The following is a 25,038-nucleotide window of genomic DNA, read 5'->3' on the forward strand; positions in this document are numbered from 1 at the left end:
CGCAATGACGCCTCGGGTATTGATCGTCGATGACGATCCGCTTATTCGTGACTTGCTGCAGGCCTATCTGTCCCAGGAAGGCTACGACGTTCACTGTGCCGACACGGCAGAAAAGGCCGAAGCCCTGCTTGGCAGCCAGGATGTCGACCTGGTGCTGCTGGACATCCGCTTGCCCGGAAAGGACGGCCTCACCCTGACCCGCGAGCTGCGGGTGCGCTCGGAGGTGGGCATCATCCTCATCACCGGCCGCAACGACGACATCGACCGCATTGTCGGCCTGGAATGCGGCGCCGACGACTACGTGATCAAACCGCTCAACCCCCGCGAGCTGGTATCACGCGCCAAAAACCTGATCCGCCGCGTGCGCCATGCCCGCGAAGTGCACCCGGCACCGGCCTGCGCTCAGTCGCTGAAGCAGTTTGCCGACTGGGCGCTGGACACCGACCGCCGTCGCCTGATCGACCCACGCGGCGGGCAAACCCTGCTGACCCACGGTGAGTTCCAGTTGCTCAGCGTGTTCCTGCGCAACAGCGGCCATACCCTGAGCCGCGACCAGCTGATGGACCAGATTCGCAACCGCGAGTGGGTGCCCAACGATCGCTCCATCGACGTGCTGGTCGGCCGCCTGCGGCGCAAGCTGCACGATGACCCGGCCGAGCCGCAACTGATCATCACCATTCACGGCACCGGCTACCTGTTCACTGCCAGCGTGGCCGCATGACCCACCGCGCCCGCCGTGCCTGGGGGATGGCGCTGGCGTTGCTCAGTGTGCCGGCCGGTGCGGCACAGACGGTGCGCTATTGCGATTACCCGGTGTACCCGCCGATGTCCTGGAGCGACGGCCACCAGGTGCGTGGCCTGGCGCCAACCGTGGTGCGCGAACTGTTCGCACGCATGGGCTACGACGTGCAGACCGTGGTGCTGGGTAACTGGAAGCGCTGCCTGATGGACGCTGCCGCCGGGCGGGTAGACGTGGTGCTGGCCTACAACAGCGACCAACGTGACCAGCGCATGCATTTTTCCACGGAGCCGGTAGTGCGCGAGGAAGTGGCTGTGTTCTACAACCGCAAATGGCCAGTGCAGTTTCAGCAGTTGGAGGACCTGGCCGGTTACCGCGGCGGCCTGTTGTACGGCGAAAGCTACGGCGCCGAATTCGACCGCTTCGTCGCCCGGCATCAGAACATCGAGCGGGTGTCTTCCAGCCAGCAGAACTTCGGCAAGCTGATCCGCGGGCGCATCGACTACGTGATCCAGGAGCGGCGCACCGGTCAACTGTTCATCGAGCACCTGCCAGGCGCGCAGGACATCCGCGTATTGCCCAGCGCGCTGAGTGTGGACTACCTGCGCGTTGCCGTGTCGCGGCAATCACCCCTGAGCCAGCACATGGATGAAATAGACGCGCAGTTGCGGCGCATGAACCAGGCTGGCGAGATCACGCGCTGGCTGGAGCAGAGCGAGGTCACCTACCGCGACATGATCAACCTGCCGGCGGATGCCCGATGATTCGCCTGCACACCGATGGCCTGCTGCGCCGCCTGCTTCGGTTCATCCTGTTGTTCAGCCTGTGCTTTACCGTTCTGGCCAGTAGCGTGCAGCTGTATTTCGAATACCGCCGCGAGATGCGCGACATCGAGGCACGCATGGCGTTGATCCGCGCCGGCTACCTCGCCAGCCTGGAGCGCAGCCTGTGGGACCTCGACGAGGCGCAGCTCGATACGCAATTGCGCGGCCTGGTGGATTTTTCCGACGTGGCCCGGGTGCGCTTGGTTAGCGACGATTTTCAACTGCTGCGAGGGGAGGCCGAACCCAAGGGGCCGCTGCGCATCGAGCGCTTCCCCCTGGATTATCAGCCCCCCTCGGGCCCCGCCAGGCACCTGGGTGAGCTGGAAGTGAGTATCGACCTGGGGGCGGTGCACCATCGGTTGTATGCCACCGGCCTTGCCAGCCTGCTGTGGATGGGGGTGTTCCTGTGCGGCCTTGCAGTGGCGCTGTCGGGGCTGTTCTATCGCCTGGTCACCCGCCATCTGCAAGTGATGGCCGAGTTCGCCCGGCGTATTGGCGCCGGCCAATGGCAGGAACCGTTGCGCCTGGGGCGCCGCCGTTCATCGCGCCCTGACGAAATCGACACGGTGGCCAATGCCCTGGACGATATGCGCCGCGCCATTCTCAGCGACATTGAACGCCGCGAGCGCGACCGCCTGGCGTTGCAAGACAAGCGCGACGAACTGCAGGCCATGGTCGAGCGACGTACCGCCAGCCTGGCCCGGGCCAAGGATGACGCCGAGGCCGCCAACCTGGCCAAGTCGCGCTTTCTGGCAACCATGAGCCACGAGCTGCGCACCCCGCTCAACGGTATCCTGGGCATGGCCGAGCTGCTACGCGGTGGCCGGCTGGATGCAGCCGACCGTCAGCGCCTGGAAGCCTTGTACAAGGCCGGCGAGGGGCTGTTGGCAATTCTCAACGAAGTGCTGTACTTCGCCCGGCTCGAAGAAGGGGAGAGCCGCGCCGAGCTGGTCGGCTTTTCGCTGCGCCAATTGTGCCAGGAAGTGCTGGCGCTGCTCGAACCCATGGCTGCGGACAACGGCGACACACTGCATCTGGAGGTTGATGAGCAGTTGGCCGGTTACCAGCACGGCGCCGAGCAGTACCTGCGTCAGGTGCTCAGCAACCTGCTGGCCAATGCCATCAAATTCACCGAGCACGGCCAGGTGCGGCTCAAGGTACAGGTGCTGGCCAGCGATGCGACCACGCAGCGCCTGCGGCTGTCTGTCAGTGACAATGGCATCGGCATCGAGCCGGCTGTACAGGCAAAAATCTTCGACCGCTTCGTCCAGGCCAGCGAAGCCGTGGCCCGCCGCTACGGCGGCACCGGTCTGGGCCTGGCGATCTGCAAGCACCTGGTGGAAAAGCTGGGGGGCTGCATTGGCCTGGACAGTGTGCAAGGGCAGGGCAGCTGCTTCTGGTTCGAACTCGACATCGCCCTTGGGCAGCCCGTTGCGGCCAATACCCCGGCCCACTCGGTCAGCGCCAGCCTGGATATCCTGGTGGTCGAGGACGTCGCGCTGAACCGTGAGGTGGCGGGCAGCCTGCTGGTGCGCGATGGCCACCGGGTGAGCTTTGCCGAGGATGCCGGGCAGGCCCTGCAGCTGTGCGCTCAGCGGCGCTTCGACCTGATCCTGCTCGACGTTCACCTGCCCGGCATGAGCGGGGTGGAACTTTGCCGGCAGCTTCGGGCCACCCCCGGGCCAAACCACTACAGCCGGATAGTGGCGCTGACTGCTGGCGTGCAACCGGGGCAAGTGTCGGGTTACCTGGAAGCCGGCATGCAAGGTGTGCTGGCCAAGCCTCTGCGGCTGGCCAACCTGCGCCAGGCGCTGGCCGACGCGAAGCCGACTGAAGAGGCCGGTATTGACGCGAACATGGACTGGTCGCTGCTGGCCACCCACCGCTCGCTGCTGGGCGAGCAGAAGCTGCAAGGCCTGCTGAAGGTGTTGCACCAGTCACTGGAACAGCACGCCACGGGGTTGGCCGAGGCGCTGCCGGCCCAGGACTTTACCGAAGTGCTGCACCTGGCCCATCGCCTGGCCGGCAGTTGCGATTCCCTGGGTTTTTCTGGCCTTGCTGCGCTGTTGCGACGCCTGGAAGACGCAGCCCGCCAGCATGACGGGCAGGCGCTGAACGCACTTGCCGAGCCACTGGCAAACCAGCTCGGCCAGGCCCGTGCGACCCTGGAACAGTTGATCCAGAGCTGACGTACAAAAATCTTACGACTTTTTACATCTTCGATCCGTTCGTACAACGGCACCTTACATCCGTTTCCAATAATCCATGGCAACCGTGTTGCACGCGGTCCATGAGGCTTATTGGAGACAAGAATAATGACATGCCGTAGCGCTCAGCCCCTCCTTCGTACCGCCCCCCGCACCTGCCGCAATGGCGAGGTGCGCCATGACTGACAACCACGAAAAAATCCAGCTCACCCGCGCCCTGAAAAGCCGGCACATCTTCATGCTGTCGCTGGGCGGGGTGATCGGCACCGGCCTGTTCATGGGTTCGGGCGTGACCATCAACCAGGGCGGGCCGGTGGGCGCGATCCTGGCGTACCTGGTGGCCGGCTTGCTGATGTACCTGGTGATGGTCTGCCTGGGTGAACTGTCGGTGCAGATGCCGGTGTCCGGCTCGTTCCAGGCCCACGCCACGAAGTTCATCGGCCCGGCCACCGGCTTCATGATCGGCTGGGTGTACTGGATGAGCTGGGCCACTACCGTGGGCCTGGAGTTCACCGCTGCCGGCATGCTGATGACCCGCTGGTTCCCCGAGGTGCCGATCTGGTACTGGTCGGCACTGTTCGTGGTCGTGCTGTTCGGCCTCAACGCCCTGGCCACTCGCGCTTTTGGCGAGGCCGAGTACTGGTTCTCGGGCATCAAGGTGGCGACCATCCTTGGTTTTATCATCATTGGCCTGCTGGTGATTTTTGGCGCCATCCCGCTGAGCAGCGGGGCACCGGCGCCGATGCTGGACAACCTGGTGGGCGAGTCGCTGTTCCCCCACGGCCTGTCGGCGGTGTTCGCGGTGATGATGACCGTGGTCTATGCGTTCCAGGGCTGTGAAATCATGGGCGTGGCGGCCGGTGAAACCGAGCACCCGGAAAAGAGCATCCCGCGGGCGGTGCGCAATGTGGTGTTCCGTGTGCTGATTTTCTACGTGCTGGCGATTGCCGTGCTGTCGGCCATTGTGCCGTTCGAGCAGGCCGGCCTGATGGAAAGCCCCTTCGTGCAGGTGTTCGACATGGTCGGCATTCCCTTTGCTGCCGACGTGATGAACTTCGTCATCCTCACCGCCATCCTGTCGGTGGGCAACTCTGGGCTGTATGCGTCTACGCGCATTCTGTGGGCGATGTCCAAGAGCGGCATGGCGCCGAAAAGCCTGGCGCCGCTGAGCAAGCGCGGCGTACCGCTGCGGGCGCTGAGCATCACCCTGTGCTTTGCCTTGGTGTCGCTTATGACCAGCTTCATTGCCGCCGACACCCTGTTCATGGTGCTGATGGCGGTGAGCGGCATGTCCGGCACCGTGACCTGGATCGTCATCGCCCTGGCGCAGTACCGCTTCCGCAAGGCCTACCTGCGTGAAGGTGGGCAACTGCAGGACCTGAAGTACAGGGCGCCGCTGTACCCACTGGTGCCGCTGCTGTGCATCACCCTGTGCAGCTCGCTGTTTGTGTTCCTGGCACTGGATGAAACCCAGCGGCCGTCGCTGTACTGGGGCTTTGGCTTTATTGCCCTGTGCTACGCGGCGTACTTCTTCGTCAATCGCCGCCGGCAGGGTGCCTTTGAGCCGAGCGCGCCTGGCGTTTGATGCCGTTGGGCGTTGGTTGTAAGTGTTCGGCGAAGCATTTTTATTGTCTGTGAGATCGAGCGCCGCGCGGGCGGCGCTCGATCTCACAGGCAACGAAAATGCAATGCCTAAAGAAACCCGCGTAACAGCAAAAACCGAGTTGTGCGAAGTTGTAACAGCCCATCCCGCCTTGTTGAACACTCGTTTAGTATCTCCCTCATCAAGCCCTCCCAAAACCATCACAACAACACCGAGGCCCCCCATGACCACCCCGTCGTCGTCACTGTTGAGCAAAGTCGAAGCCGGCGTTGCCTGGATCACCCTCAACCGCCCCGAGCAACGCAACGCGCTGGACATTCCCACCCTCAAGCAACTGCACGCCTTGCTCGAAAGCCACAACAGCGACCTGGCCGTACGCGTGGTGGTGATTACCGGCAGCGGCCGCAGCTTCTGCGCAGGCGCCGACCTGGCCGAATGGGCTGCCGCCGAAGCCGCGGGCACCCTGGAAAGCTACGGCTGGACCGAAACCGCCCACGCCCTGATGTTGCGCCTGCACAGCCTCGACAAGCCCACCCTCGCCGCCATCAACGGCACCGCCGTGGGCGGGGGCATGGACCTCAGCCTGTGCTGCGACCTGCGTATCGCCGCCGCTTCTGCGCGCTTCAAGGCTGGTTACACCAGCATGGGCTACAGCCCCGATGCCGGCGCCAGCTGGCACTTGCCACGGCTGATCGGCAGCGAGCAGGCCAAGCGCTTGTTGTTCCTCGATGAACTGTGGGGCGCCGAGCGTGCCTTGGCGGCCGGGCTGGTCAGCGAAGTCTGCGCCGACGAGCAACTGCCCGCCGTGGCGGCCGAGCTGGCCGGGCGCCTGGCCAATGGCCCGACGTTCGCCTATGCGCAGACCAAGCAGCTGATCCGCGACGGCGCCCGCCGCACCTTGGCCGAGCAGCTGGAGGCCGAGCGCCACGCCGGCCTGCTGTGCGGCCGCAGCCAGGATGGCGCCGAGGCGCTGCAAGCCTCGGTTGAACGCCGCGCCCCCCGTTTCACCGGCCAGTAACCCGATACCGACCCTGACCAGGACCTTCGCAGATGAATTTCCAACTGACCCAAGAACAAGAAATGTTGGTGGAAGCGGTACGCAGCTTTGCTGCCAAAGAGTTGCTGCCCCATGAGGAAGCGGTGGACCGCGCCGATGCCGTGTCGCCAGAGCTGGCCGCGCACATCCGTGGCAAGGCCATCGCCGCCGGGTTCTATGCCTTCAACATGCCTGAGGAAGTCGGCGGCGGTGGCCTGGACTATCTGTCCCAGGCGCTGATCGAACGTGAGCTGTCCAAGGTGTCCTGGGCGCTGCACGTGTTTGTCGCACGCCCGTCGAAAATCCTCATGGCCTGCAAGGACGAGCAGATCAACGACTACCTGCTGCCTTGTGTGCAGGGCGAGAAAACCGACTGCTTCGCCCTCACCGAACCGGGTGCCGGTTCCGATGCCAACGCCATCAAGACTCGCGCCGTGCGCCAGGGCGATGACTTTGTCATCAACGGCAGCAAGCACTTCATCAGCCACGCCGGCCACGCCGATTTCGCGATTGTCTTCGCGGTCACCGACACTTACGAGCACAACGGGCGCAAGCGCAATGCGGTCACGGCGCTGCTGGTGGACCGCGGCACACCGGGCATGACCATCCGCCGCGGCCCCAAGTGCGTGAGCAACCGTGGCTACCACACCTACGAGCTGTTCTTCGACGACTGCCGGGTGCCGGCCAGCAAGGTGCTGGGCGAAGTCGGCAAGGGCTGGGAAGTGGCCAACGCCTGGCTTACCGCCGGCCGGGTGATGGTCGCGGCCAACTGCGTGGGCCAAGCCCAGCGCGCCCTCGACCTGTCGCTGCAGTGGGCCGCCGACCGCAAGCAGTTCGGCCAGGCCATCGGCAGCTACCAGGGCGTGTCGTTCAAGCTGGCCGACATGGCCACACAGATTCGCGCCGCCGAAATGCTCACGCTGCACACGGCCTGGAAGATGGACCAGGGCAGCATGACCGACGGTGAAGCCGGCATGGCCAAGCTGTTTGCCAGCGAAGTGCTGGGCAAGGTGGCCGACGAAGCCGTGCAGATCTTCGGCGGCATGGGCCTGATGGACGAAGGGCCGGTCGAGCGCATCTGGCGCAACGCGCGTATCGAGCGTATCTGGGAGGGCACCTCGGAAATCCAGCGGCACATCATCGCCCGCGAACTGCTGCGCCCGCTGCTGCGCTGAGCGCCAGGAGAACACCCATGTCGCAATCGATTCGTGACAACCTCAAGCGCCTGCTGGCGCCCCGGCACCTGGCCTTCGTTGGTGGGCGCAGCATGGCGCGGGCGCTCAAGCGCTGCGCCGAAGGTGGCTACGGCGGCGAGCTGTGGCTGGTCAACCCGCAGCATGAAAGCCTGGAAGGTATCCCTTGCGTTGCCCGCGTGGCCGACTTGCCTTACCCCCCGGACGCGGTGTTCATCGCCACCCACCGTGAGCTGACCTTGCAGTGCGTTGCCGAGCTGGCCGCGCGTGGCGCCGGTGGTGCCATCTGCTATGCCTCCGGCTTTGCCGAAAGCGGCGAAGAGGGCCGCCAGTTGCAGCAGCGCCTGCTCGCTGCGGCCGGCAACATGGCCCTGCTCGGCCCCAACTGCTATGGCCTGCTCGATTACCTGCACGGTGCCGCCCTGTGGCCGGTGGCCCATGGCGGCAAGCGGGTGGAGAAGGGCGTGGCGATCCTGACCCAGAGCGGCAACTTCGCCTACAACCTGTCCATGAGCGACCGCTCGCTGCCGGTGGCCTATATGGCCTCGGTCGGCAACCAGGCGCAATTGGGCGTGGCCGAGCTGATGGACGTGCTGCTCGACGACCCACGGGTAACGGCCATCGGGCTGCACCTGGAAGGCTTGAAGAACGTGCCGGGCTTTGCACGCGCAGCCTACAAGGCATTGCAGCAGGGTACACCGGTCATTGCCCTGAAGACGGGCGTGTCGCAGATCGGCGCTGAACTGGCGCTGAGCCACACCAGCTCGTTGTCCGGCTCCGATGCCTTGTACGACAGCCTGTTCCAGCGCCTGGGCGTGATCCGCGTCAGCGGCCCGGTGAGCTTTGTCGAAACGCTCAAGGCCGCCGCTTGCGGGCGCTTGCCGGCAAATGGGGAACTGATCGCGCTGGCCTGCTCAGGCGGCGATGCTGGCCTGATCGCCGACTATGCCGAACGCAACCAGTTGAGTCTGCCGAAACTGGGACAAGGGCAGGTGGCGCAGTTGGCCGAAGTGCTGCCGGCCTATGCCAACCTGGTCAACCCGCTGGATTTCACTACTGCCATCTGGGGCGATGAAGCGGCCCTGCAACGCATGCTTGACAGCACCCTGAGCGGGGCAGCTGATGCCGCCATGCTGGTGCTGGACTACCCGGCGGCCTTCACTGGCGAACGCAAGGAGTGCGACCTGCTGCTGGCGCTGTACTGCGACGCGCTGGAGCGTCACGGCAAGATCGGTTTTGTCACCTCCGCTTTCCCGGAGCTTCTGCCCGCCAGTGCGCGTGAGCGCCTGCATGCCCGGGGCATTGCTGCGCTGCAGGGCGTGGAAGACGGCCTGGCGGCCTGGGGCCGCATTGTCGCCTACCAGCGCAACCGCCGGCGGTTGCTGGAGCAAGGCGAGGCCGCACGGGTACCGCTGTGCCCCCAAGCCCTCACGGGCGAAAGCCGGTTGCTGGACGAATGGCAAGCCAAGCACGCCCTGCGCGCCTTCGGTTTGCCGGTGCCAGCGGGCGTGCTGAGTACGCCCGAGCGCGCCGTGGCAGACGCCGCCTGCGTGGGTTACCCGCTGGTACTGAAGGCGGTCAGCGAACAGCTGCCGCACAAGACCGAGGCCGGTGCGGTGGCGTTGAACCTGCGTGATGCCGCCGCCCTGGAAGCCGCACTGGTGCAGATGCGCCAGCGCATCGCTGCCTACGCCCCGCACGTCGCGTTCGATCAGGTACTGCTCGAACCCATGGCCGAGCCCCCGCTGGCCGAGCTGATAGTGGGCATCAAACGTGAACACGACTTTGCCCTGGCCTTGGTGATCGGTGCCGGCGGCGTGCTGGTCGAACTGCTCAAGGACAGTGTCAGCCTGTTGTTGCCCACCACCGACAGCGCCATCCGCGCCGCACTGCTGAACCTGCGCAGTGCCAGCCTGCTGCAAGGCTTCCGTGGCCGCCCGGCCGCCGACCTCGACGCACTGGTTGCAGCTATCCGTGCGGTGGCCGATTACGCCTGCGAAAACGCCGGGCAGCTGTTGGAGCTTGATGTGAACCCATTGATGGTCGGTGCCCACGGCACCACCGCGGTCGACGCGCTGATCCGCCTCGGCCAGGCGCAAGGAGAACGACATGAATGACCTTACCCTGACTGCCGGCCAGGCGCTGGTGCGCCTGTTGGCCAACTACGGCGTGCAAACCGTGTTCGGCATCCCCGGGGTGCACACCCTGGAGCTGTACCGCGGCCTGCCGGGGAGTGGTATCCGCCATGTGCTGACCCGCCACGAGCAGGGCGCAGGCTTCATGGCTGACGGCTATGCGCGGGTGAGCGGCAAGCCGGGGGTGTGCTTTGTCATCACCGGCCCGGGGGTGACAAACGCCGCCACCGCCATCGGCCAGGCCTATGCTGACTCCATCCCGATGCTGGTGATTTCCAGCGTCAACCATACCGCCAGCCTGGGCAAAGGCTGGGGCTGCCTGCATGAAACCCAGGACCAGCGCGCCATGACTGCGCCGATCACCGCGTTTTCGGCCGTGGCGTTGCGCGGCGATGACCTGCCCGAGCTGATCGCCCGTGCCTGGGCCGTGTTCGACAGTGAACGGCCGCGCCCGGTGCACATTTCGGTGCCGCTGGACGTGCTGGCCGCACCCGTCAGCCGTGACTGGAGCGATGAGGTGGCGCGCCGCCCCGAGCGTGGCCAGCCGTGCCGCGAAACCCTCGACCAGGCTGCCCTGAAGCTGGCAGCGGCCAAGCGTCCGATGATCATCGCGGGTGGCGGTGCGCTGCACGCGGCCGAGCAACTGGCGCAGTTGAGCACCCGGCTGGCGGCACCGGTATTCACCAGCGTGGCCGGCAAGGGCCTGCTGCCGCCGCAGGCGCCCCTGAATGCCGGTTCCAGCCTGTGCGTGGAACCTGGCTGGCGGCTGATCAGCGAGGCTGATGTGGTGCTTGCCGTGGGCACCGAAATGGCCGATACCGACTTCTGGCGCGAGCGCCTGCCGATCACTGGCGAGCTGCTGCGCGTGGACATCGACTCGCGCAAGTTCAACGACTTCTACCCCTGTGCCATTGCCTTGCAAGGTGATGCCCGGCAAACCCTGGCCGGCTTGCTCGAACACCTGCCAGCACTCGATCGAGACCCGGCCCAGGCCAGCGAAGCGGTGAGCAACCTGCGCCAGGCCATTCGTAATGGGCATACACCGTTGCAGGCCACCCATCAGGCGATTCTGGACCGCATTGCCGCCGTGCTGCCCGACAATGCGTTCATCAGCAGCGACATGACCCAACTGGCCTACACCGGCAACTACGCCTTCGCCAGCCGGGCGCCGCGCAGCTGGCTGCATCCTACCGGCTACGGCACACTCGGCTACGGCCTGCCGGCCGGTATCGGCGGCATGCTTGCCACCGACCATCGCCCAGGCCTGGTGCTGGTAGGCGACGGCGGTTTCCTTTATACCGCCCAGGAGCTGGCCACGGCTGTAGAGGAACTGGACCGGCCGTTGGTGGTGCTGCTGTGGAACAACGACGCCCTCGGGCAGATCCGCGATGACATGCTCGGCCTGAACATCGAGCCCGTCGGCGTGCTGCCGCGTAACCCGGACTTCATCGGCCTGGCCCGTGCCTTTGGTTGCGCGGTGCGCCAGCCGCGTGACCTGGACGCGCTGCAGGCCGACCTGGCCAGCGGTTTCGCCACACCCGGCGTGACCTTCATCGAACTCAAACACACCTGCGTCTGTTAAGGGCGCACAAACCAAAAGAACAAGAGAAACCTACATGCCATTTCGCCGTACACTTCTGGCCGCATCCCTGGCCCTGCTGATCACCGGCCAAGCCCCACTGTATGCCGCCCCCCCGCTGTCGATGGACAACGGTACAAACGCCCTGACCGTGCAAAACAGCAACGCCTGGGTCGAAGTCAGCGCCAGCGCTCTGCAGCACAACATCCGCACCCTGCAGGCCGAGCTGGCCGGCAAGTCCAAGCTGTGCGCCGTGCTCAAGGCCGATGCCTATGGCCACGGTATCGGCCTGGTAATGCCATCGATCATCGCCCAGGGCGTGCCCTGCGTGGCGGTGGCCAGCAACGAGGAGGCCCGCGTGGTCCGCGCCAGTGGCTTCACCGGGCAACTGGTGCGGGTACGCCTGGCCAGCCTCAGCGAGCTGGAAGATGCCTTGCAGTACGACATGGAAGAGCTGGTGGGCAGCGCCGAATTTGCCCGCCAGGTCGATGCCGTCGCCGCGCGCCATGGCAAGACCTTGCGCATTCACATGGCGCTCAACTCCAGCGGCATGAGCCGCAACGGGGTGGAGATGGCCACCTGGTCCGGCCGTGGCGAAGCGCTGCAGATCACCGACCAGAAGCACCTCAAACTGGTCGCGCTGATGACCCACTTCGCCGTGGAAGACAAGGACGATGTGCGCAAGGGCCTGGCGGCCTTCAACGAGCAGACCGACTGGTTGATCAAGCACGCGAAGCTCGACCGCAGCACGCTCACCCTGCACGCCGCCAACTCGTTCGCTACGCTGGAGGTGCCGGAGGCGCGCCTGGACATGGTACGCACCGGTGGCGCGCTGTTCGGTGACACCGTACCGGCGCGCACCGAGTACCAACGCGCCATGCAGTTCAAGTCGCACGTGGCGGCGGTGCACAGTTACCCGGCCGGCAACACCGTCGGCTACGACCGCACCTTCACCCTGGCCCGTGATTCGCGCCTGGCCAACATCACCGTCGGCTATTCCGATGGCTATCGCCGGGTGTTCACCAACAAGGGCCATGTGCTGATCAACGGCCACCGCATACCGGTGGTGGGCAAGGTGTCGATGAACACGCTGATGGTCGATGTCACCGACTTCCCGGACGTGAAGGGTGGCAACGAAGTGGTGCTGTTCGGCAAGCAGGCCGGGGGCGAAATCACCCAGGCCGAGATGGAAGAAATCAACGGCGCGCTGCTGGCCGACCTGTACACCGTGTGGGGCAGTTCCAACCCGAAGATCCTCGTCGACTGAAACCGCCAAAGAAGGGAGATTGCCATGCGCTACGCCAAGCTTACCCAACGCATCGCCGGTGACGGGGCTGCGGCCTGGGACATCCACTACCGCGCCCTGGCGCTGCAGGCCGAGGGCAAGGACATCCTGCTGCTGTCGGTGGGGGACCCGGACTTCGACACCCCCGCGCCGATTGTCGAGGCGGCCATCGACAGCCTGCGGGCGGGTCACACCCATTACGCCGATGTACGCGGCAAGCTGGCCCTGCGCCAGGCCATCGCCAGGCGCCACCAGCTGCGTAGCGGCCAGGCCGTCGACGCCGACCAGGTGACGGTGCTGGCAGGGGCCCAGTGCGCGCTGTACTGCGTGGCCCAGTGCGTACTGGACCCAGGCGACGAGGTGCTTGTCGCCGAACCGATGTATGTGACCTATGAGGCGGTGTTCGGTGCCTGTGGTGCCAAGGTGGTGCCGGTGCCGGTCAAGCCGGAAAACGGTTTTCGGGTATGCCCGCATGACGTGGCCGAGCGCATCACCCCGCGCACCCGCGCGCTGGCCTTGAACAGCCCGCATAACCCGTCGGGGGCAAGCCTGCCCCGTACTACCTGGGAAGCACTGGCCGAACTGTGCATCGCCCACGACCTGTGGCTGATCTCTGACGAGGTGTACAGCGAATTGCTGTACGAGGGCGAGCATGTCAGCCCTGCCAGCCTGCCGGGCATGGCCGAACGCACCGCCACCCTCAACAGCTTGTCGAAGTCCCATGCCATGACCGGCTGGCGGGTGGGCTGGGTAGTGGGTTCGGCCGAGCTGGCCGCCCACCTGGAAAACCTCGCCCTGTGCATGTTGTATGGCTCGCCCGATTTCATTCAGGACGCCGCCGTGGTGGCGCTGGAGCAGCCGTTGTCCGAGCTGGCCGCCATGCGCGAGGCCTACCGCCAGCGCCGTGACCTGGTGTGCGAACAGCTGGCCGGCTGCCCGGGCCTGAAGGCACTGAAGCCCGATGGTGGCATGTTCGTGATGGTTGATATCCGTGAGACCGGCGTAAGTGCCCAGGCCTTTGCCGACCGCCTGCTGGACCGCCAGGGCGTGTCGGTGCTCGCCGGCGAAGCGTTCGGCCCCAGCGCTGCCGGGCATATCCGCCTGGGCCTGGTGCTGGGTGATGCGGCGCTGGTCGATGCCTGCCAGCGCATTGCCCGCTGTGCCGACGAGCTGAAACGGGAGTACGGCCATGCGTGAGTATGCGCGGCTGTACATCGATGGCGCCTGGCAGGTGCCGAGCGGGCAGGGCATGGCTGAAGTGATCGACCCGGCCACCGAACAGGCCATTGGCCGGGTACCCTTGGGCGCCGAGGCCGATGTCGAGCGGGCGGTGATGGCGGCGCGGCGGGCCTTCGATGGCTGGTCGCGCACGCCGTCCAGCGTGCGCGCCGGGTACATCCGGGCATTGGCCGCACAGCTGAAAAACCGTGCGGCGCAAATGGCCGAGGTTATTACCGACGAGCTGGGCATGCCGGTGCAGTGGTGCCAGGCGGTGCAGGTCGAAGGCCCGATTGTGGGCCTTGCGCAGTACGCCGAACTGGCCGGGCTGATGGATGAGGTGCGCGAAATCGGCAATTCGCTGGTGTACCGCGAGGCCGTTGGCGTGTGCGCATTCATCAACCCGTGGAACTACCCGCTGCACCAGATGATCGGCAAGCTGGCGCCGGCCCTGGCTGCCGGGTGCACGGTGGTGGTCAAACCCAGCCAGGAAACGCCGCTGCACGCATTTGTGCTGGCCGAAATGATCGACGCCATCGGCCTGCCGGCAGGGGTGTTCAACCTGGTCAGCGGCCCAGGTGCCAAAGTCGGTGAAGCCCTCGCCCGGCACCCGCAGGTGGACATGGTGTCGTTCACCGGCTCAACCGGTGCCGGGGTGCGGGTGGCACAAGCGGCCGCGCCGACGGTGAAGCGGGTGTGCCTGGAGCTGGGTGGCAAATCACCGTTGCTGATTACCGCCGATGCCGACCTGCACGCTGCGGTGCGCCACGGCGTGCAGGACGTGATGATCAACTCGGGGCAGACCTGCACGGCACTGACCCGCATGCTGTTGCCGGCCAGCCGCTACGCCGAGGCGCTGGAAATCGCCGAGGCCGAAACCCGCGCGCTGGTCATGGGCGACCCGCGTGACCCGGCCAGTTTCCTCGGGCCGATGTGTTCGGCAGGCCAGCGGCGCACGGTGCTCGACTACATTCGCCAGGGCCAGGAGGAGGGCGCGCGCTTGGTGTGCGGTGGCGATCACGGCGGCTTGGAGCGCGGGTTCTACGTGGCGCCCACGTTGTTCGCCGACGTCGACAACCGCATGCGCATTGCCCAGGAAGAAATCTTCGGCCCGGTGCTGTGCCTGATCCCCTACGCCGACGAGGCCCAGGCGCTGGCGCTGGCCAATGACTCGCCGTTCGGCCTGTCCAGCGCAGTGTGGGCGGGCAGCCGCGAGCATGGCCTTGCGCTGGCGCGGCAGATACGGGCCGGGCAGTGCTTCATCAACGGTGGCGGGTTCAACTACCAGGCGCCGTTCGGTGGCTACAAGCAGTCGGGCAACGGCCGCGAGTGGGGCGAAGAGGGCCTGGCGGAGTTCGTCGAGGTGAAAGCCGTACAGTGCTGAGCCACCGCTGCAAGACAACCTGTTTTGTGTAAGGAGAATGTTTGTGAATGTACTGATCGTCCACGCTCACCCCGAGCCGCAATCGTTCACCGCTGCCCTGCGGGACCAGGCCGTGGAAGCCTTCCGCGCCCAGGGCCACCAGGTGCAGGTCAGCGACCTGTACGCCATGGGCTGGAACCCGGTGGCCAGCGCCGATGATTTTACCCAGCGGGAGAACCCCGAGTACCTGGTGTATGCCCTGGAGCAACGCCAGGGGGTCAAGCGTGGTGCCATTGCCGCGGACATCCAGCAGGAGCTGGACAAGCTGTTGTGGGCCGATCTGCTGGTGTTGAACTTCCCGATCTTCTGGTTCTCGGCCCCGGCCATGCTCAAGGGCTGGATCGACCGTGTGCTGGTGTCGGGGGTGTGCTATGGCGGCAAGCGTTTCTACGACCAGGGCGGGTTGGCGGGCAAGAAGGCGCTGGTGACCGTGACCTTGGGCGGGCGTGAGCACATGTTTGGCGAAGGGGCGATTCATGGCCCGCTGGAAGACATGCTGCGGCCGATACTGCGGGGTACGCTCGCCTATGTGGGTTTCGAGGTGCTGCCGCCGTTTGTGGCCTGGCATGTGCCTTACATCAGCGCCGAGGCGCGGCAAGATTTTTTGCAGCAATACCGGCAGCGCCTGGAGCAGCTTGCGGACGACCAGCCATTGGTGTTCCCCCGCCTGACCCAGTTCGATGAGGCGTTGTACCCACTGGTGTGATCGCCCGCACTGGCCTTATCGGCGGCAAGCCAGCTCGCACAGGAAGACCACGAGGCCTCAGGACTGTGGTTTTCCTGTGGGAGCTGGCTTGCCGGCGATGAGGCCAGTTAATTTGTTACAAGACTTACCTGCTCAAAAACGACCACCCACACATTCGGGGTATGTTGCCCCTCGGCAAATCCCTCGATAGTGAACCCATCGGCTCGATCTCGGAGCACTCACACGATGGAGTTGCCATGCGCAAGGTACTGAAGGTGATTGGTGGTCTGCTGCTGGCGTCTGGTGCCAGCCTGGCCCAGGCGGCAGAGGTGGACAGCGCCAACACGCTACGGCTGTACAACTGGACCGACTACATCGGCGAAACCACCCTGGCCGATTTCGAGAAGGCCACCGGCATCAAGGTCATCTACGACACCTTCGACGGCTACGAAACGGTACAGACCAAACTGCTGACTGGCCGCTCCGGCTACGACCTGGTCATGCTCAACGCCTCGCTGGTCCCCCCGCTGATCAGCGCCGGCGTGTTCCAGGCACTGGACAAGCAGCAACTGCCCAGCTGGCAAAACCTCGATCAGCAGGTGGTCAACAACCTGCAGGGCTACGACCCTGGCCTGAAGTACTCGGCGCCCTATACCTGGGGCAGCTCGGGGGTCACCTACAACGTCGACAAGATCACCGCGCGCATGCCCGACGCGCCGATCGGTTCGCTGGCCATGCTGTTCGACCCCAAGATCGTCTCGCGCTTCGCCGACTGCGGCGTCACCCTGATGGACGCGCCCACCGAGGTCATCCCGCTGGCCCTGCAGTACCTGGGCAAGGACCCGCGCAGCGCGTCGGCCGCCGACCTCAAGGCAGCCGAACAACTGCTGCTGGGCATCCGCCCCTACATTCGCAAGTTCGACTCGGTCAACTACCTCACCAGCCTGCCCAACGGCGATGTCTGCCTGGCGCTGACCTGGTCCGGTGACTACGCCACCGCCCAGGCCCGTGCGGTGGAAGCGAAGAAGGACATCAAGCTGTCGTTCTTCATCCCCCAGGAAGGTTCGCTGATCTGGTTCGACAACCTGTACATCCCCAAGGATGCGCCGCACGCGGCCAACGCCCACCGCTTCATCGAGTTTCTGCTGCAGCCGCAGGCCATGGCCAAGGTCACTGACTACATCCACTACGCCAACAGCAACGCCGCCGCCACCGCGCTGGTGCGTGACGATATCCGCCAGGACCCGGCCATCTACCCCGACGCACAAACCCGTGAGCGCCTGTTCGCGCAGAAAACCCAGAGCCCCAAGGACATGCGCGCCATCACCCGGGTCTGGAGCACCGTCAAGACCGGTTTCTGAACACTGCCCAAAATTCTCGCCAAGGAGCTGCCCATGGCCACCCCAAGCAAAGCATTCGCTATCGCCCACGACCCGCTGGTGGAGGCCGACAAGGCCCACTACATGCACGGCTACCATGTGTTCGACGAGCACCGCGAGCAAGGCGCGCTGAACATCGTGGCCGGCGAGGGCGCCTACATTCGTGACACCCACGGCAACCGCTTCCTCGATGCCGTCGGCGGCATGTGGTGCACCAACATCGGCCTGGGCCGGGAGGAAATGGCTCTGGCCATCGCCGACCAGGTGCGCCAGCTGGCGTATTCCAACCCGTTCTCCGACATGGCCAACGACGTGGCCATCGAACTGTGCCAGAAGCTTGCGCGGCTGGCGCCGGGCGACCTGAACCATGTGTTCCTCACCACCGGCGGCTCGACCGCTGTCGACACCGCCTACCGGCTGATCCAGTACTACCAGAACTGCCGCGGCAAGCCACACAAGAAGCACATCATTGCCCGCTACAACGCCTACCACGGCTCTACCACCCTGACCATGTCGATCGGCAACAAGGCCGCCGACCGGGTGCCGGAGTTCGACTATCACCACGACCTGATCCACCACGTCTCCAACCCCAACCCGTACCGTGCCCCGCACGACATGGACGAGGCCGAATTCCTCGACTATCTGGTGGCCGAGTTCGAGGACAAGATCCTGTCGCTGGGGGCCGACAATGTGGCGGCGTTCTTCGCCGAGCCGATCATGGGCTCGGGCGGGGTGATCATTCCGCCCGAGGGCTACTTCCAGCGCATGTGGCAGCTGTGCCAGACCTACGACATCCTGTTCGTCGCCGACGAAGTGGTGACCTCGTTCGGGCGCCTGGGCACCTTCTTCGCCAGCGAAGAACTGTTTGGCGTCACCCCCGACATCATCACCACCGCCAAGGGCCTGACCTCGGCCTACCTGCCGCTGGGCGCGTGTATCTTCTCCGAGCGTATCTGGGAAGTGATTGCCGAGCCGGGCAAGGGCCGCTGCTTCACCCATGGCTTTACCTACAGTGGTCACCCGGTGTGCTGTACAGCGGCGCTGAAGAACATCGAGATCATCGAGCGCGAGCAACTGCTCGATCACGTCAAGGAAGTGGGTGGCTACCTGGAGCAGCGCCTGCAAAGCCTGCGCGAGTTGCCGCTGGTGGGTGATGTGCGTTGCATGAAGCTGATGGCCTGCGTTGAGTTCGTGGCCGACAAGGCCAGCAAGGCGCTGTTCCCGGATGAGGTGAACATCGGTGAGCGCATCCACAGCAAGGCCCAGGCCCGCGGATTGCTGGTGCGCCCGATCATGCACCTGAACGTGATGTCGCCACCGCTGATCGTCACCCATGCGCAGGTGGACGAGATCGTCGAGACCTTGCGCCAGTGCATCCTCGAAACCGCGCGCGAACTGACTGCGCTTGGTCTGTACCAAGGCCGATGAACCTGGCGCAAAGGGCTGTGCGGGGGCGTGCCTGGCAGGCTAGACTGCCGGGCATGACCCAGGCCACTCCCGACACCCCGCTTACCCTGACAATGGGCGCGCTGCAGCAATGGCATGCGGCGCTGCAGCGTGCGCTGGCCAATAGCGATACGCCCGAGGCGCTGGAGTATGTGGCCGCTGCCATCGGCCAGCTGGTGCAGGTTGAATCGATGATGATCAGCCTTGAGTGCCAGGGGCGGGCGCCGCAGCTGCTGTACCAGCAAGGCATCCCCGAGCTGCACCGTGCCGCGGTGCTTGAGCGTTATTTCAGTGCCGGCTACCTGCTCGACCCATTCTGCCTGGCCGTGCAAAGCGGCTTGGCCGAAGGCTTTTACCACCTGCAGGAAATCGCCCCCGACAACTTCTTCGACAGCGACTACTACAAGGCCTATTACCTGGGCACCGGTTGCAGCGAAGACAGCTACTACATCGTCGACCTCAGCGCTGGCCGCAAGTTGTCGCTGAGCCTGTTCCAGGGTTGCAGCGGCACGCCTCTGAGTGCCGGGCAGGTCGACCTGCTGCGGGCGCTGGAGCCCATGGTGCGAGAACTGTTGGGGCGTTATGCCCGGCATAACCTGGAGCCCGGCGCAGCATCGGCCGAACACGGCAGCCTGCAGGCAGCGTTCGACAGCTTTGGTTGCCAGGTGCTGACCGACCGTGAGCGGGAGGTGGCACACATGATCCTGCGCGGGCACTCGGTGAAGTCGACCGCGCTGGAGCTGGGCATCTCACCGGAGACGGTGCGCATGCACCGCAAGAACCTGTACCTGAAGCTGGAGATCAACTCGCAGTCCGAGTTGTTTGCACGGTTTATCGACTGGCTGCGCGGCGATCAGCTGAAAATCTAGAAGTTTTTGCGGTCCCTGTGGGGGCGGGCATGCCCGCTCCCACAGCAATCGCGTCAGTTTTGAAATTTCGGGTAGTTCACGAAGCCGCCAGGCGGGCTTCCAGGGCGGCAATGTGCGCCTGTAGCCGTTCATGCTCCTGGCGCTCGGCGCTGATGTCTTCGAACACGCTGATCAGGTGTTCCGGTTCGCCGTTGTCCCGGCGCTGCAGCGAGGTGCGGGCGCGTACCCAGATGTACTCGCCGTTCTTGTGGCGCACGCGTTTTTCCACTTCGTAGCGCTCGGTTTCGCCGGCCAGCATGCGTTGCAGCAGCTGCAGGTTCTGCGCCAGGTCGTCGGCGTGGGTGATCTGCTGGAAGGTCATGCCGTAGAGTTCATCGGCGCTGTAGCCCAGCAACTCGCACAGGCTGTTGTTCACCCGCTGCCAGGTGCCGTCCGGGTCGATGTAGGCCAGGGCACCCCAGGCCAGCTCGAAGATCGCCCGGAAGCGCTCCTCGCTCTGGCTAAGCGCCTGCTGGGCCACCTGGCGTTCGGTGGTGTCCATGCTGATGCCAACCATCTTTACCGAGCGCCCGGCGCTGTCGCGCACCACTGTGGCGCGGGAAGAAATCCAGCGGACTTCACCGTCCGGGCGGGTGATGCGGAAGTCGCATTCACAGCCACTGCCGTCGGCCACCGCGTCGGCGTACATCACCTGCATGCGCTGCACGTCTTCGTTGGGCAGGTGCTTCCAGAAGTCTTCGTTGTGGTGGACCGGCCAGCCATAGACCTGCTCGACGTTGGGCGAGTAGGTGACTTCGTCGCTGATCAGGTTCCATTCCCAGGTGACGATGCGCGCGCCTTCCTGGGCCAGCTTCATGCGCGTTTCGCTTTCCATGATCTCCGCGGTCAGGCGCCGGCGCACGTCGGTCATCGGCAGCTCGACCACCTGCGGTTGCTGGATGTTCTGCAGTGCTTCGTCGCCATAGCGCAGCCAGATCCAGTTGACCTTGAGAAAGTCGGCCAGCTTGCGCAGGTTGTCGTAGTCGATCTCGCCGCCGCGGGTCCACTTGTGCACGGCGGTGCGCGAAATGCCCAACGCCGTGCCCACGGCTTGCAGGGTCAGCTTGTGATGCTCGAGCAGTTCCTTGAGGCGGAAGGCGAAGCTGTTTTCCAACATCGGCAGGGTGTCCTGATCTGGGCCAAGAGCCTGCCAGTATACCCAAGCTGTCAACTTTTGGTTGACGGGTCCTCACGCTGCCTCTTCTGGGGGAATGACCTTGTCTTGCCTGCACTGGCCTCATCGCCGGCAAGCCAGCTCCCACAGGTACAGGACGATGCGGTCCATGTGGGAGCTGGCTTGCCGGCGATGAGGCCAGTACAGGCAACATCAGCCGGGCGGTTGTTAAAGGTCCAGCACCAGCCGCGCCGTACGGGCGCGGGAAACGCACAGCATGATGCTCTGCTGCGCCGCTTTCTCTTCATCGCTCAGGTACTGGTCGTAATGCTCGGCTTCACCCTCAAGGATGGCCGTCTCGCACGTACCGCACACGCCTTCTCGGCACAGGCACTCGACCTTGGCAGCCTTGGACTTCTCGATGGCCTGCAGAATGGTCATGCCTTCTTCCACCTGCAGTTCCACGCCCGATTGCGCCAGCACTACGGTAAAAGCACTGCCGGTGACCGGGGTGGCGGCAAACTGTTCCCAATGCACGCGCTGCTCGGCAATGCCGGCCTTGGCGGCGCAGGCGATGACCGCGTCGATCAGCGGTTTGGGGCCGCACACGTACAAGTGCGCCTGCTCGTCCAGCCCCGCGCACAGGGCGGCCAGATCAAGCTTGCGGTCGAGGCTGTCGATGTAGAACCGCGTGTTGGCGGCGTGCGGGCCGTTGGCCAACTGGTCCTGGAACGCGCCGTGCTCAGGCGCGCGGAAGGCATAGTGCAGCTCGTAATCGGCGCTGCCAGCTTCCAGCTCATGCAGTTGCGCCAGGAACGGGGTAATGCCGATGCCGCCGGCAATCAGGACGTGGCGGCCAGCCGAAGGGTCGAGGGCGAACAGGTTGTTGGGCGAGGAGATGGTCAGGCGGGTGCCGACTTCCACCTGCTGGTGCATGAACGCCGAACCACCCTTGGACTGCTCTTCCAGGCGTACGCCGATCTGGTAGCTGCGGGTGTCGCGCGGGTCGCTCATCAACGAATAGGCGTTGCTGAACTGGCTGCCGTCAGCGCCTTGCATCTGCACGATGACGTGGCTGCCGCCGGTGAAGGCGGGCATCGCCGCGCCGTCTTCGCGGGCCAGGGTAAAGCGCTTGATCAGCGGCGTAGCGTGTTCCACGTCGGTTACGCGTACGCTGAACATTTCATAAGTGTTGGCCATGGTTCACCTCGACTGCCTGGGTGCACGGCAGGCCCTGCCGCGCACCTTTACGTGCAAATAAACGTGGAGCGGTTGCCATCAATCGTCGAGGTGGGCCACGGCGATCAGGTTGTGGAAGTGGGCAATGCCGTGTTCGCTCATGCCACTGCGCTCGCGGTCGGCCATGATCCGGCCCTGGCCACGGTAACCACGCGACTTCAGGCCCTTCTGCACGCTCTCGACCAGGCGCAGGTCTTCTGGGCGGAACACTTCGCGGTACCAGTCGATCAGCTTCTGCTGCTCCTCGGTGATGTCCTTGTTGAGGAAGTAGATGTCGTAGTGCTGCAGGGTGGTTTCGGCATCGACCGGGAACTCGTAGATCACGGTCATGAAGTTGGCCCCTGGCGGCACGTTGAACATGGTGCACGGCCAGGCCCAGAAACCGGCGAACGACGGGTCTTTCACGTTTTCGTCGAACTTGAACGACTGCTCCGAAGGCTTGGCCAGACCATATTGCAGGGTCCAGTTACCGTGCATGGTGTGGCTGTACTGGCCGACGTCGACCGAGTCGGAGAAGCCTGGGTGGGCCGGGGCGCAGTGGTAGCACTCCAGGTAGTTGTCGACGATCGACTTCCAGTTGGCCGGGGTGTCGCTGACGAAGCGCGCCGCCAGGTGCAGGTCGTCGATTACCGCGCAGGCTTCGCGCATGCGTGCTTGCATGCCTGGCAGCTGGTCTTCGACGGAGCCCGCATCCATGTCCATGTTGATGAAGATGAAGCCGGCGTATTCCTCGACGCGCAGCTGCACCAGGGTGGAGTTCTCTTTGTCGAAATTGACCACGTTGTCGCAGTTGCGGGCGTGGGCCAGTTCGCCGTCGAGCTTGAAGGTCCAGGCGTGGTACGGGCAGGTGATGACGTTCTTGGCTTTGCCGCTGCCGCTGAGCAGCTGGTGGCCACGGTGCGGGCAGACGTTGTAGAACGCACGCAGCACGCTGTCACGGCCACGGACGACGATGATGCTTTCGCCAATCACGTCGCGGGTGATGTAGGCATTGTTGTCTGCAACTTCGCTGCGGTGGCCCACGCAGATCCAGCTGCGGGCGAAGATGGCTTCTTTCTCGTGTTCGAACACTGCGGCCTTGGTGTAGAAATTGGCCGGGATGGTGAAGGCCTCGTCGGCGTTCGCACAGAAATCGGCGGGCAGGCGTTTGAAGTCGTTCATGACAGTTTTCTCACAAGCTCGGTTTATAGTTGTTGGTTAACGCGTACCTGTTGGTTAACAGGTCAGGCAAAAAAATTTGCAGCCTTTCAGAGGGGCCGCAGTACGGCCCCTCTGATTGAATCAATGCACGGCAGCAGCGCTGCGCGGGGCATGTTCGGCAGGTTGCTCACCGGCCATCCGTGCAGCCTCTTCTTCGATGACGTGGGCCGGTACCTGGCCGTAGTCGGCGATCATCCACTTGAAGAAGCCATAGATCTTCACCAGCAGAATCACCATGAACGGGATTGCGGTGAGCACCACGGCGGTCTTCATGGTCGACAGCGAGGCCTTGGCGAACAGCATGGCCAGTGGCACCAGGGTCAGCACCACGCACCAGAACAGGCGGTGGGTGGGTGTCGGGTCGTCACCTTCACGCAGGTTGCGGGTGCTGGTGGCAGCCACCGCATAAGCCGCGGCGTCCATGTGCGAAGCACAGAAGATGGCCATGATGAACAGGTACACACCGAGGAACACCTGGCCCCACGGCAAGGCCAGCAGCAGGTGTGTCACGGCCGATTCGCCGCCTTGTTCGGCGAGCATTTTCGGCACATCCACGGCGCCGGTGATGAACTGGTGCATGCTGTAGCTTTCCAGCGCGCCGAAGAAGAACCAGCAACCGAAGCTGCCCCCCAGCAGCAGGGCCAGGACCACTTCCTTGATCTGCCGGCCGCGCGAAACGCGGGTGACGAACATGGCCACGCCCGGGGCGTACGACACCCACCACAGCCAGTAGAACACCGTCCAGTTGCGGGTAAAGGCACCGTCGCCCGCCGGGTCGGTGAACAGGCTCATGTGCACGTAGTTCTGGATCATCAGGCCAATCGAGTTGGCAGTGTTGTTGAGGGTGAACTGGGTCGGGCCCACCAACAGCACAACCGCGGCAAACACCAGCGCGCCGATGCACACCATCTTGCTCAGGCGCTGCAGGCCACCATCGATTCCGATGTAGGAGCTGAGCGAGAACATCACCGCCACGCCGCCGATCACCATCAATTGCACGGTGAACGTATCCGGGGTGCCGGTCAGGTCATGCAGGCCGCGCGTCAGGGTAGAGGCGGTGAGGGCCAGCGACACGGTCAGTGCGCCCATCATGGTCAGCAGGAAGATCAGGTCGACGGTACGGCCCACCGGCCCGGTGGCCTTGAAACCTGTCACCGCTTCGATAACCGAAGCCAGGTTCAGGCCGCTCTTCTTGCGTACATGGAAGTGGTAGGCCATGGCCAGCGAGGCCAGGGCGTAGATCGACCAGGCGCTGATACCCCAATGGAAGAACGAGTAGCCCACGCTGTACTCGAGTGCCTTGGGGGTGGCCGCGGCGATGTTCAGGCCCGGGGTCTGGTAGTAGTAGGCCCATTCCATCACGCCCCAGTAGAGGGTCGACGAACCCATGCCGGCACAGATGAACATGAACACCCAGGTGGCGGTGGCGTATTCAGGCTTGCCACTGCCCAGGCGGATGTTGCCGTACTTGCTGAAGGCCAGGTACAGCACGGCCAGGGTGCTGCCAAACACCAGCACCTGCACGCTGGTACCGAAGGTGCGGGTGGACAGCTCGAACAACTGGTTGGCGGCGCTTTCAGCCTGGGCGGGGAAGGCTGCAAGGCCGATCACGGTGAGCAGTACGGCGATCAGGCTCACGGTAATCAGGAACACATCAATCTTTTTATTCTTGTGCGACATCATCGTCTCCTGGACGTTGGCGTACTTGTTATACCCGGCAGGCATCCGGGGTGTTGCGGTACCACTCCTTCCTTGGTTGTTAACTATAAGTTAACTGATATCTAATGGTTAACAGATTTTGCATACAATCCACGCCGCTCGCAAG

The 25,038-nt window shown here is 64.5% G+C and carries 19 protein-coding genes; 15 read left to right on the forward strand and 4 right to left on the reverse strand.

Annotated features, from left to right (window positions below; all coding sequences use genetic code 11):
* Positions 1-4 precede the first annotated feature (4 nt).
* The 15 genes from PP4_RS10625 to PP4_RS10695 all read left to right on the forward strand — a co-directional run bounded on the left by PP4_RS10625 (position 5) and on the right by PP4_RS10695 (position 19,621).
* On the forward strand, positions 5-721 hold the full coding sequence (locus tag PP4_RS10625; RefSeq protein WP_016499179.1) for a response regulator: 717 nt from the start codon (positions 5-7) through the stop codon (positions 719-721).
* Complete coding sequence (locus PP4_RS10630) at positions 718-1,503, forward strand: substrate-binding periplasmic protein (RefSeq protein ID WP_016499180.1); 786 nt, start codon at positions 718-720, stop codon at positions 1,501-1,503. The genes PP4_RS10625 and PP4_RS10630 overlap by 4 nt, the downstream gene beginning before the upstream one ends.
* Positions 1,500-3,752: an ATP-binding protein gene (locus tag PP4_RS10635; protein WP_016499181.1), complete on the forward strand. Its 2,253-nt coding sequence runs from the start codon at positions 1,500-1,502 to the stop codon at positions 3,750-3,752. The genes PP4_RS10630 and PP4_RS10635 overlap by 4 nt, the downstream gene beginning before the upstream one ends.
* Positions 3,753-3,948: 196 nt before the next feature.
* The gene (locus PP4_RS10640) at positions 3,949-5,355 is read left to right on the forward strand and encodes an amino acid permease (RefSeq protein ID WP_016499182.1); all 1,407 of its coding nucleotides are present in this window, start codon (positions 3,949-3,951) and stop codon (positions 5,353-5,355) included.
* Between the two features lie 241 nt (positions 5,356-5,596).
* Positions 5,597-6,391 carry an enoyl-CoA hydratase/isomerase family protein gene (locus PP4_RS10645; protein WP_016499183.1) on the forward strand — a complete coding sequence of 265 codons (795 nt, stop codon included), beginning with the start codon at positions 5,597-5,599 and terminating at the stop codon, positions 6,389-6,391.
* Positions 6,392-6,423: 32 nt separating this feature from the next.
* Positions 6,424-7,584 carry an acyl-CoA dehydrogenase family protein gene (locus PP4_RS10650; protein WP_016499184.1) on the forward strand — a complete coding sequence of 387 codons (1,161 nt, stop codon included), beginning with the start codon at positions 6,424-6,426 and terminating at the stop codon, positions 7,582-7,584.
* 17 nt (positions 7,585-7,601) lie between these two features.
* Complete coding sequence (locus PP4_RS10655; RefSeq protein WP_016499185.1) at positions 7,602-9,719, forward strand: acetate--CoA ligase family protein; 2,118 nt, start codon at positions 7,602-7,604, stop codon at positions 9,717-9,719.
* Positions 9,712-11,319, forward strand: a complete 1,608-nt coding sequence (locus PP4_RS10660) for a 5-guanidino-2-oxopentanoate decarboxylase (RefSeq protein ID WP_016499186.1) — start codon at positions 9,712-9,714, stop codon at positions 11,317-11,319. Before PP4_RS10655 ends, PP4_RS10660 begins: the two co-directional genes overlap by 8 nt.
* A gap of 34 nt (positions 11,320-11,353) precedes the next feature.
* Positions 11,354-12,583 (forward strand): alanine racemase, encoded by a 1,230-nt coding sequence (gene alr, locus PP4_RS10665; RefSeq protein WP_016499187.1) that lies wholly within the window; start codon positions 11,354-11,356, stop codon positions 12,581-12,583.
* Positions 12,584-12,607: 24 nt separating this feature from the next.
* Complete coding sequence (locus tag PP4_RS10670; RefSeq protein WP_016499188.1) at positions 12,608-13,798, forward strand: pyridoxal phosphate-dependent aminotransferase; 1,191 nt, start codon at positions 12,608-12,610, stop codon at positions 13,796-13,798.
* Complete coding sequence (locus PP4_RS10675) at positions 13,791-15,203, forward strand: aldehyde dehydrogenase family protein (protein ID WP_016499189.1); 1,413 nt, start codon at positions 13,791-13,793, stop codon at positions 15,201-15,203. The genes PP4_RS10670 and PP4_RS10675 overlap by 8 nt, the downstream gene beginning before the upstream one ends.
* Before the next feature lie 43 nt (positions 15,204-15,246).
* Positions 15,247-15,948, forward strand: coding sequence for an NAD(P)H-dependent oxidoreductase (locus PP4_RS10680; RefSeq protein WP_016499190.1), 702 nt, complete (start codon positions 15,247-15,249; stop codon positions 15,946-15,948).
* A gap of 236 nt (positions 15,949-16,184) precedes the next feature.
* On the forward strand, positions 16,185-17,288 hold the full coding sequence (locus PP4_RS10685; RefSeq protein WP_016499191.1) for a polyamine ABC transporter substrate-binding protein: 1,104 nt from the start codon (positions 16,185-16,187) through the stop codon (positions 17,286-17,288).
* Positions 17,289-17,321: 33 nt separating this feature from the next.
* On the forward strand, positions 17,322-18,734 hold the full coding sequence (locus tag PP4_RS10690; protein WP_016499192.1) for an aminotransferase: 1,413 nt from the start codon (positions 17,322-17,324) through the stop codon (positions 18,732-18,734).
* A gap of 53 nt (positions 18,735-18,787) precedes the next feature.
* Positions 18,788-19,621, forward strand: a complete 834-nt coding sequence (locus tag PP4_RS10695; protein WP_172439629.1) for a helix-turn-helix transcriptional regulator — start codon at positions 18,788-18,790, stop codon at positions 19,619-19,621.
* Between the two features lie 76 nt (positions 19,622-19,697).
* On the opposite strand, the gene PP4_RS10700 is transcribed toward PP4_RS10695, so the two are convergent.
* The 4 genes from PP4_RS10700 to PP4_RS10715 all read right to left on the reverse strand — a co-directional run bounded on the left by PP4_RS10700 (position 19,698) and on the right by PP4_RS10715 (position 24,893).
* Positions 19,698-20,777: a helix-turn-helix domain-containing protein gene (locus PP4_RS10700; protein ID WP_016499194.1), complete on the reverse strand. Its 1,080-nt coding sequence runs from the start codon at positions 20,775-20,777 to the stop codon at positions 19,698-19,700.
* A 225-nt stretch (positions 20,778-21,002) separates the two neighbouring features.
* Entirely contained in the window at positions 21,003-21,974 is a 972-nt protein-coding gene (locus tag PP4_RS10705; protein WP_016499195.1) for a PDR/VanB family oxidoreductase, read from the reverse strand.
* Between the two features lie 78 nt (positions 21,975-22,052).
* Positions 22,053-23,174: an aromatic ring-hydroxylating oxygenase subunit alpha gene (locus tag PP4_RS10710; protein WP_016499196.1), complete on the reverse strand. Its 1,122-nt coding sequence runs from the start codon at positions 23,172-23,174 to the stop codon at positions 22,053-22,055.
* Between the two features lie 120 nt (positions 23,175-23,294).
* Positions 23,295-24,893, reverse strand: coding sequence for a BCCT family transporter (locus PP4_RS10715; protein WP_016499197.1), 1,599 nt, complete (start codon positions 24,891-24,893; stop codon positions 23,295-23,297).
* Between the last annotated feature and the right edge of the window lie 145 nt (positions 24,894-25,038).

The sequence above is a fragment of the Pseudomonas putida NBRC 14164 genome, from assembly GCF_000412675.1.
GTDB classification, from domain to species: domain Bacteria; phylum Pseudomonadota; class Gammaproteobacteria; order Pseudomonadales; family Pseudomonadaceae; genus Aquipseudomonas; species Aquipseudomonas putida.

Excerpts from the sequence above, each read along its gene's own strand:
- PP4_RS10625 (WP_016499179.1), top strand. The coding sequence starts at position 5 with ATGACGCCTCGGGTATTGATCGTCGATGACGATCCGCTTATTCGTGAC.
- PP4_RS10630 (WP_016499180.1), top strand. The coding sequence starts at position 718 with ATGACCCACCGCGCCCGCCGTGCCTGGGGGATGGCGCTGGCGTTGCTC.
- PP4_RS10635 (WP_016499181.1), top strand. The coding sequence starts at position 1,500 with ATGATTCGCCTGCACACCGATGGCCTGCTGCGCCGCCTGCTTCGGTTC.
- PP4_RS10640 (WP_016499182.1), top strand. The coding sequence starts at position 3,949 with ATGACTGACAACCACGAAAAAATCCAGCTCACCCGCGCCCTGAAAAGC.
- PP4_RS10645 (WP_016499183.1), top strand. The coding sequence starts at position 5,597 with ATGACCACCCCGTCGTCGTCACTGTTGAGCAAAGTCGAAGCCGGCGTT.
- PP4_RS10650 (WP_016499184.1), top strand. The coding sequence starts at position 6,424 with ATGAATTTCCAACTGACCCAAGAACAAGAAATGTTGGTGGAAGCGGTA.
- PP4_RS10655 (WP_016499185.1), top strand. The coding sequence starts at position 7,602 with ATGTCGCAATCGATTCGTGACAACCTCAAGCGCCTGCTGGCGCCCCGG.
- PP4_RS10660 (WP_016499186.1), top strand. The coding sequence starts at position 9,712 with ATGAATGACCTTACCCTGACTGCCGGCCAGGCGCTGGTGCGCCTGTTG.
- alr (WP_016499187.1), top strand. The coding sequence starts at position 11,354 with ATGCCATTTCGCCGTACACTTCTGGCCGCATCCCTGGCCCTGCTGATC.
- PP4_RS10670 (WP_016499188.1), top strand. The coding sequence starts at position 12,608 with ATGCGCTACGCCAAGCTTACCCAACGCATCGCCGGTGACGGGGCTGCG.
- PP4_RS10675 (WP_016499189.1), top strand. The coding sequence starts at position 13,791 with ATGCGTGAGTATGCGCGGCTGTACATCGATGGCGCCTGGCAGGTGCCG.
- PP4_RS10685 (WP_016499191.1), top strand. The coding sequence starts at position 16,185 with ATGCGCAAGGTACTGAAGGTGATTGGTGGTCTGCTGCTGGCGTCTGGT.
- PP4_RS10690 (WP_016499192.1), top strand. The coding sequence starts at position 17,322 with ATGGCCACCCCAAGCAAAGCATTCGCTATCGCCCACGACCCGCTGGTG.
- PP4_RS10695 (WP_172439629.1), top strand. The coding sequence starts at position 18,788 with ATGACCCAGGCCACTCCCGACACCCCGCTTACCCTGACAATGGGCGCG.
- PP4_RS10700 (WP_016499194.1), bottom strand. The coding sequence starts at position 20,777 with ATGTTGGAAAACAGCTTCGCCTTCCGCCTCAAGGAACTGCTCGAGCAT.
- PP4_RS10705 (WP_016499195.1), bottom strand. The coding sequence starts at position 21,974 with ATGGCCAACACTTATGAAATGTTCAGCGTACGCGTAACCGACGTGGAA.
- PP4_RS10710 (WP_016499196.1), bottom strand. The coding sequence starts at position 23,174 with ATGAACGACTTCAAACGCCTGCCCGCCGATTTCTGTGCGAACGCCGAC.
- PP4_RS10715 (WP_016499197.1), bottom strand. The coding sequence starts at position 24,893 with ATGTCGCACAAGAATAAAAAGATTGATGTGTTCCTGATTACCGTGAGC.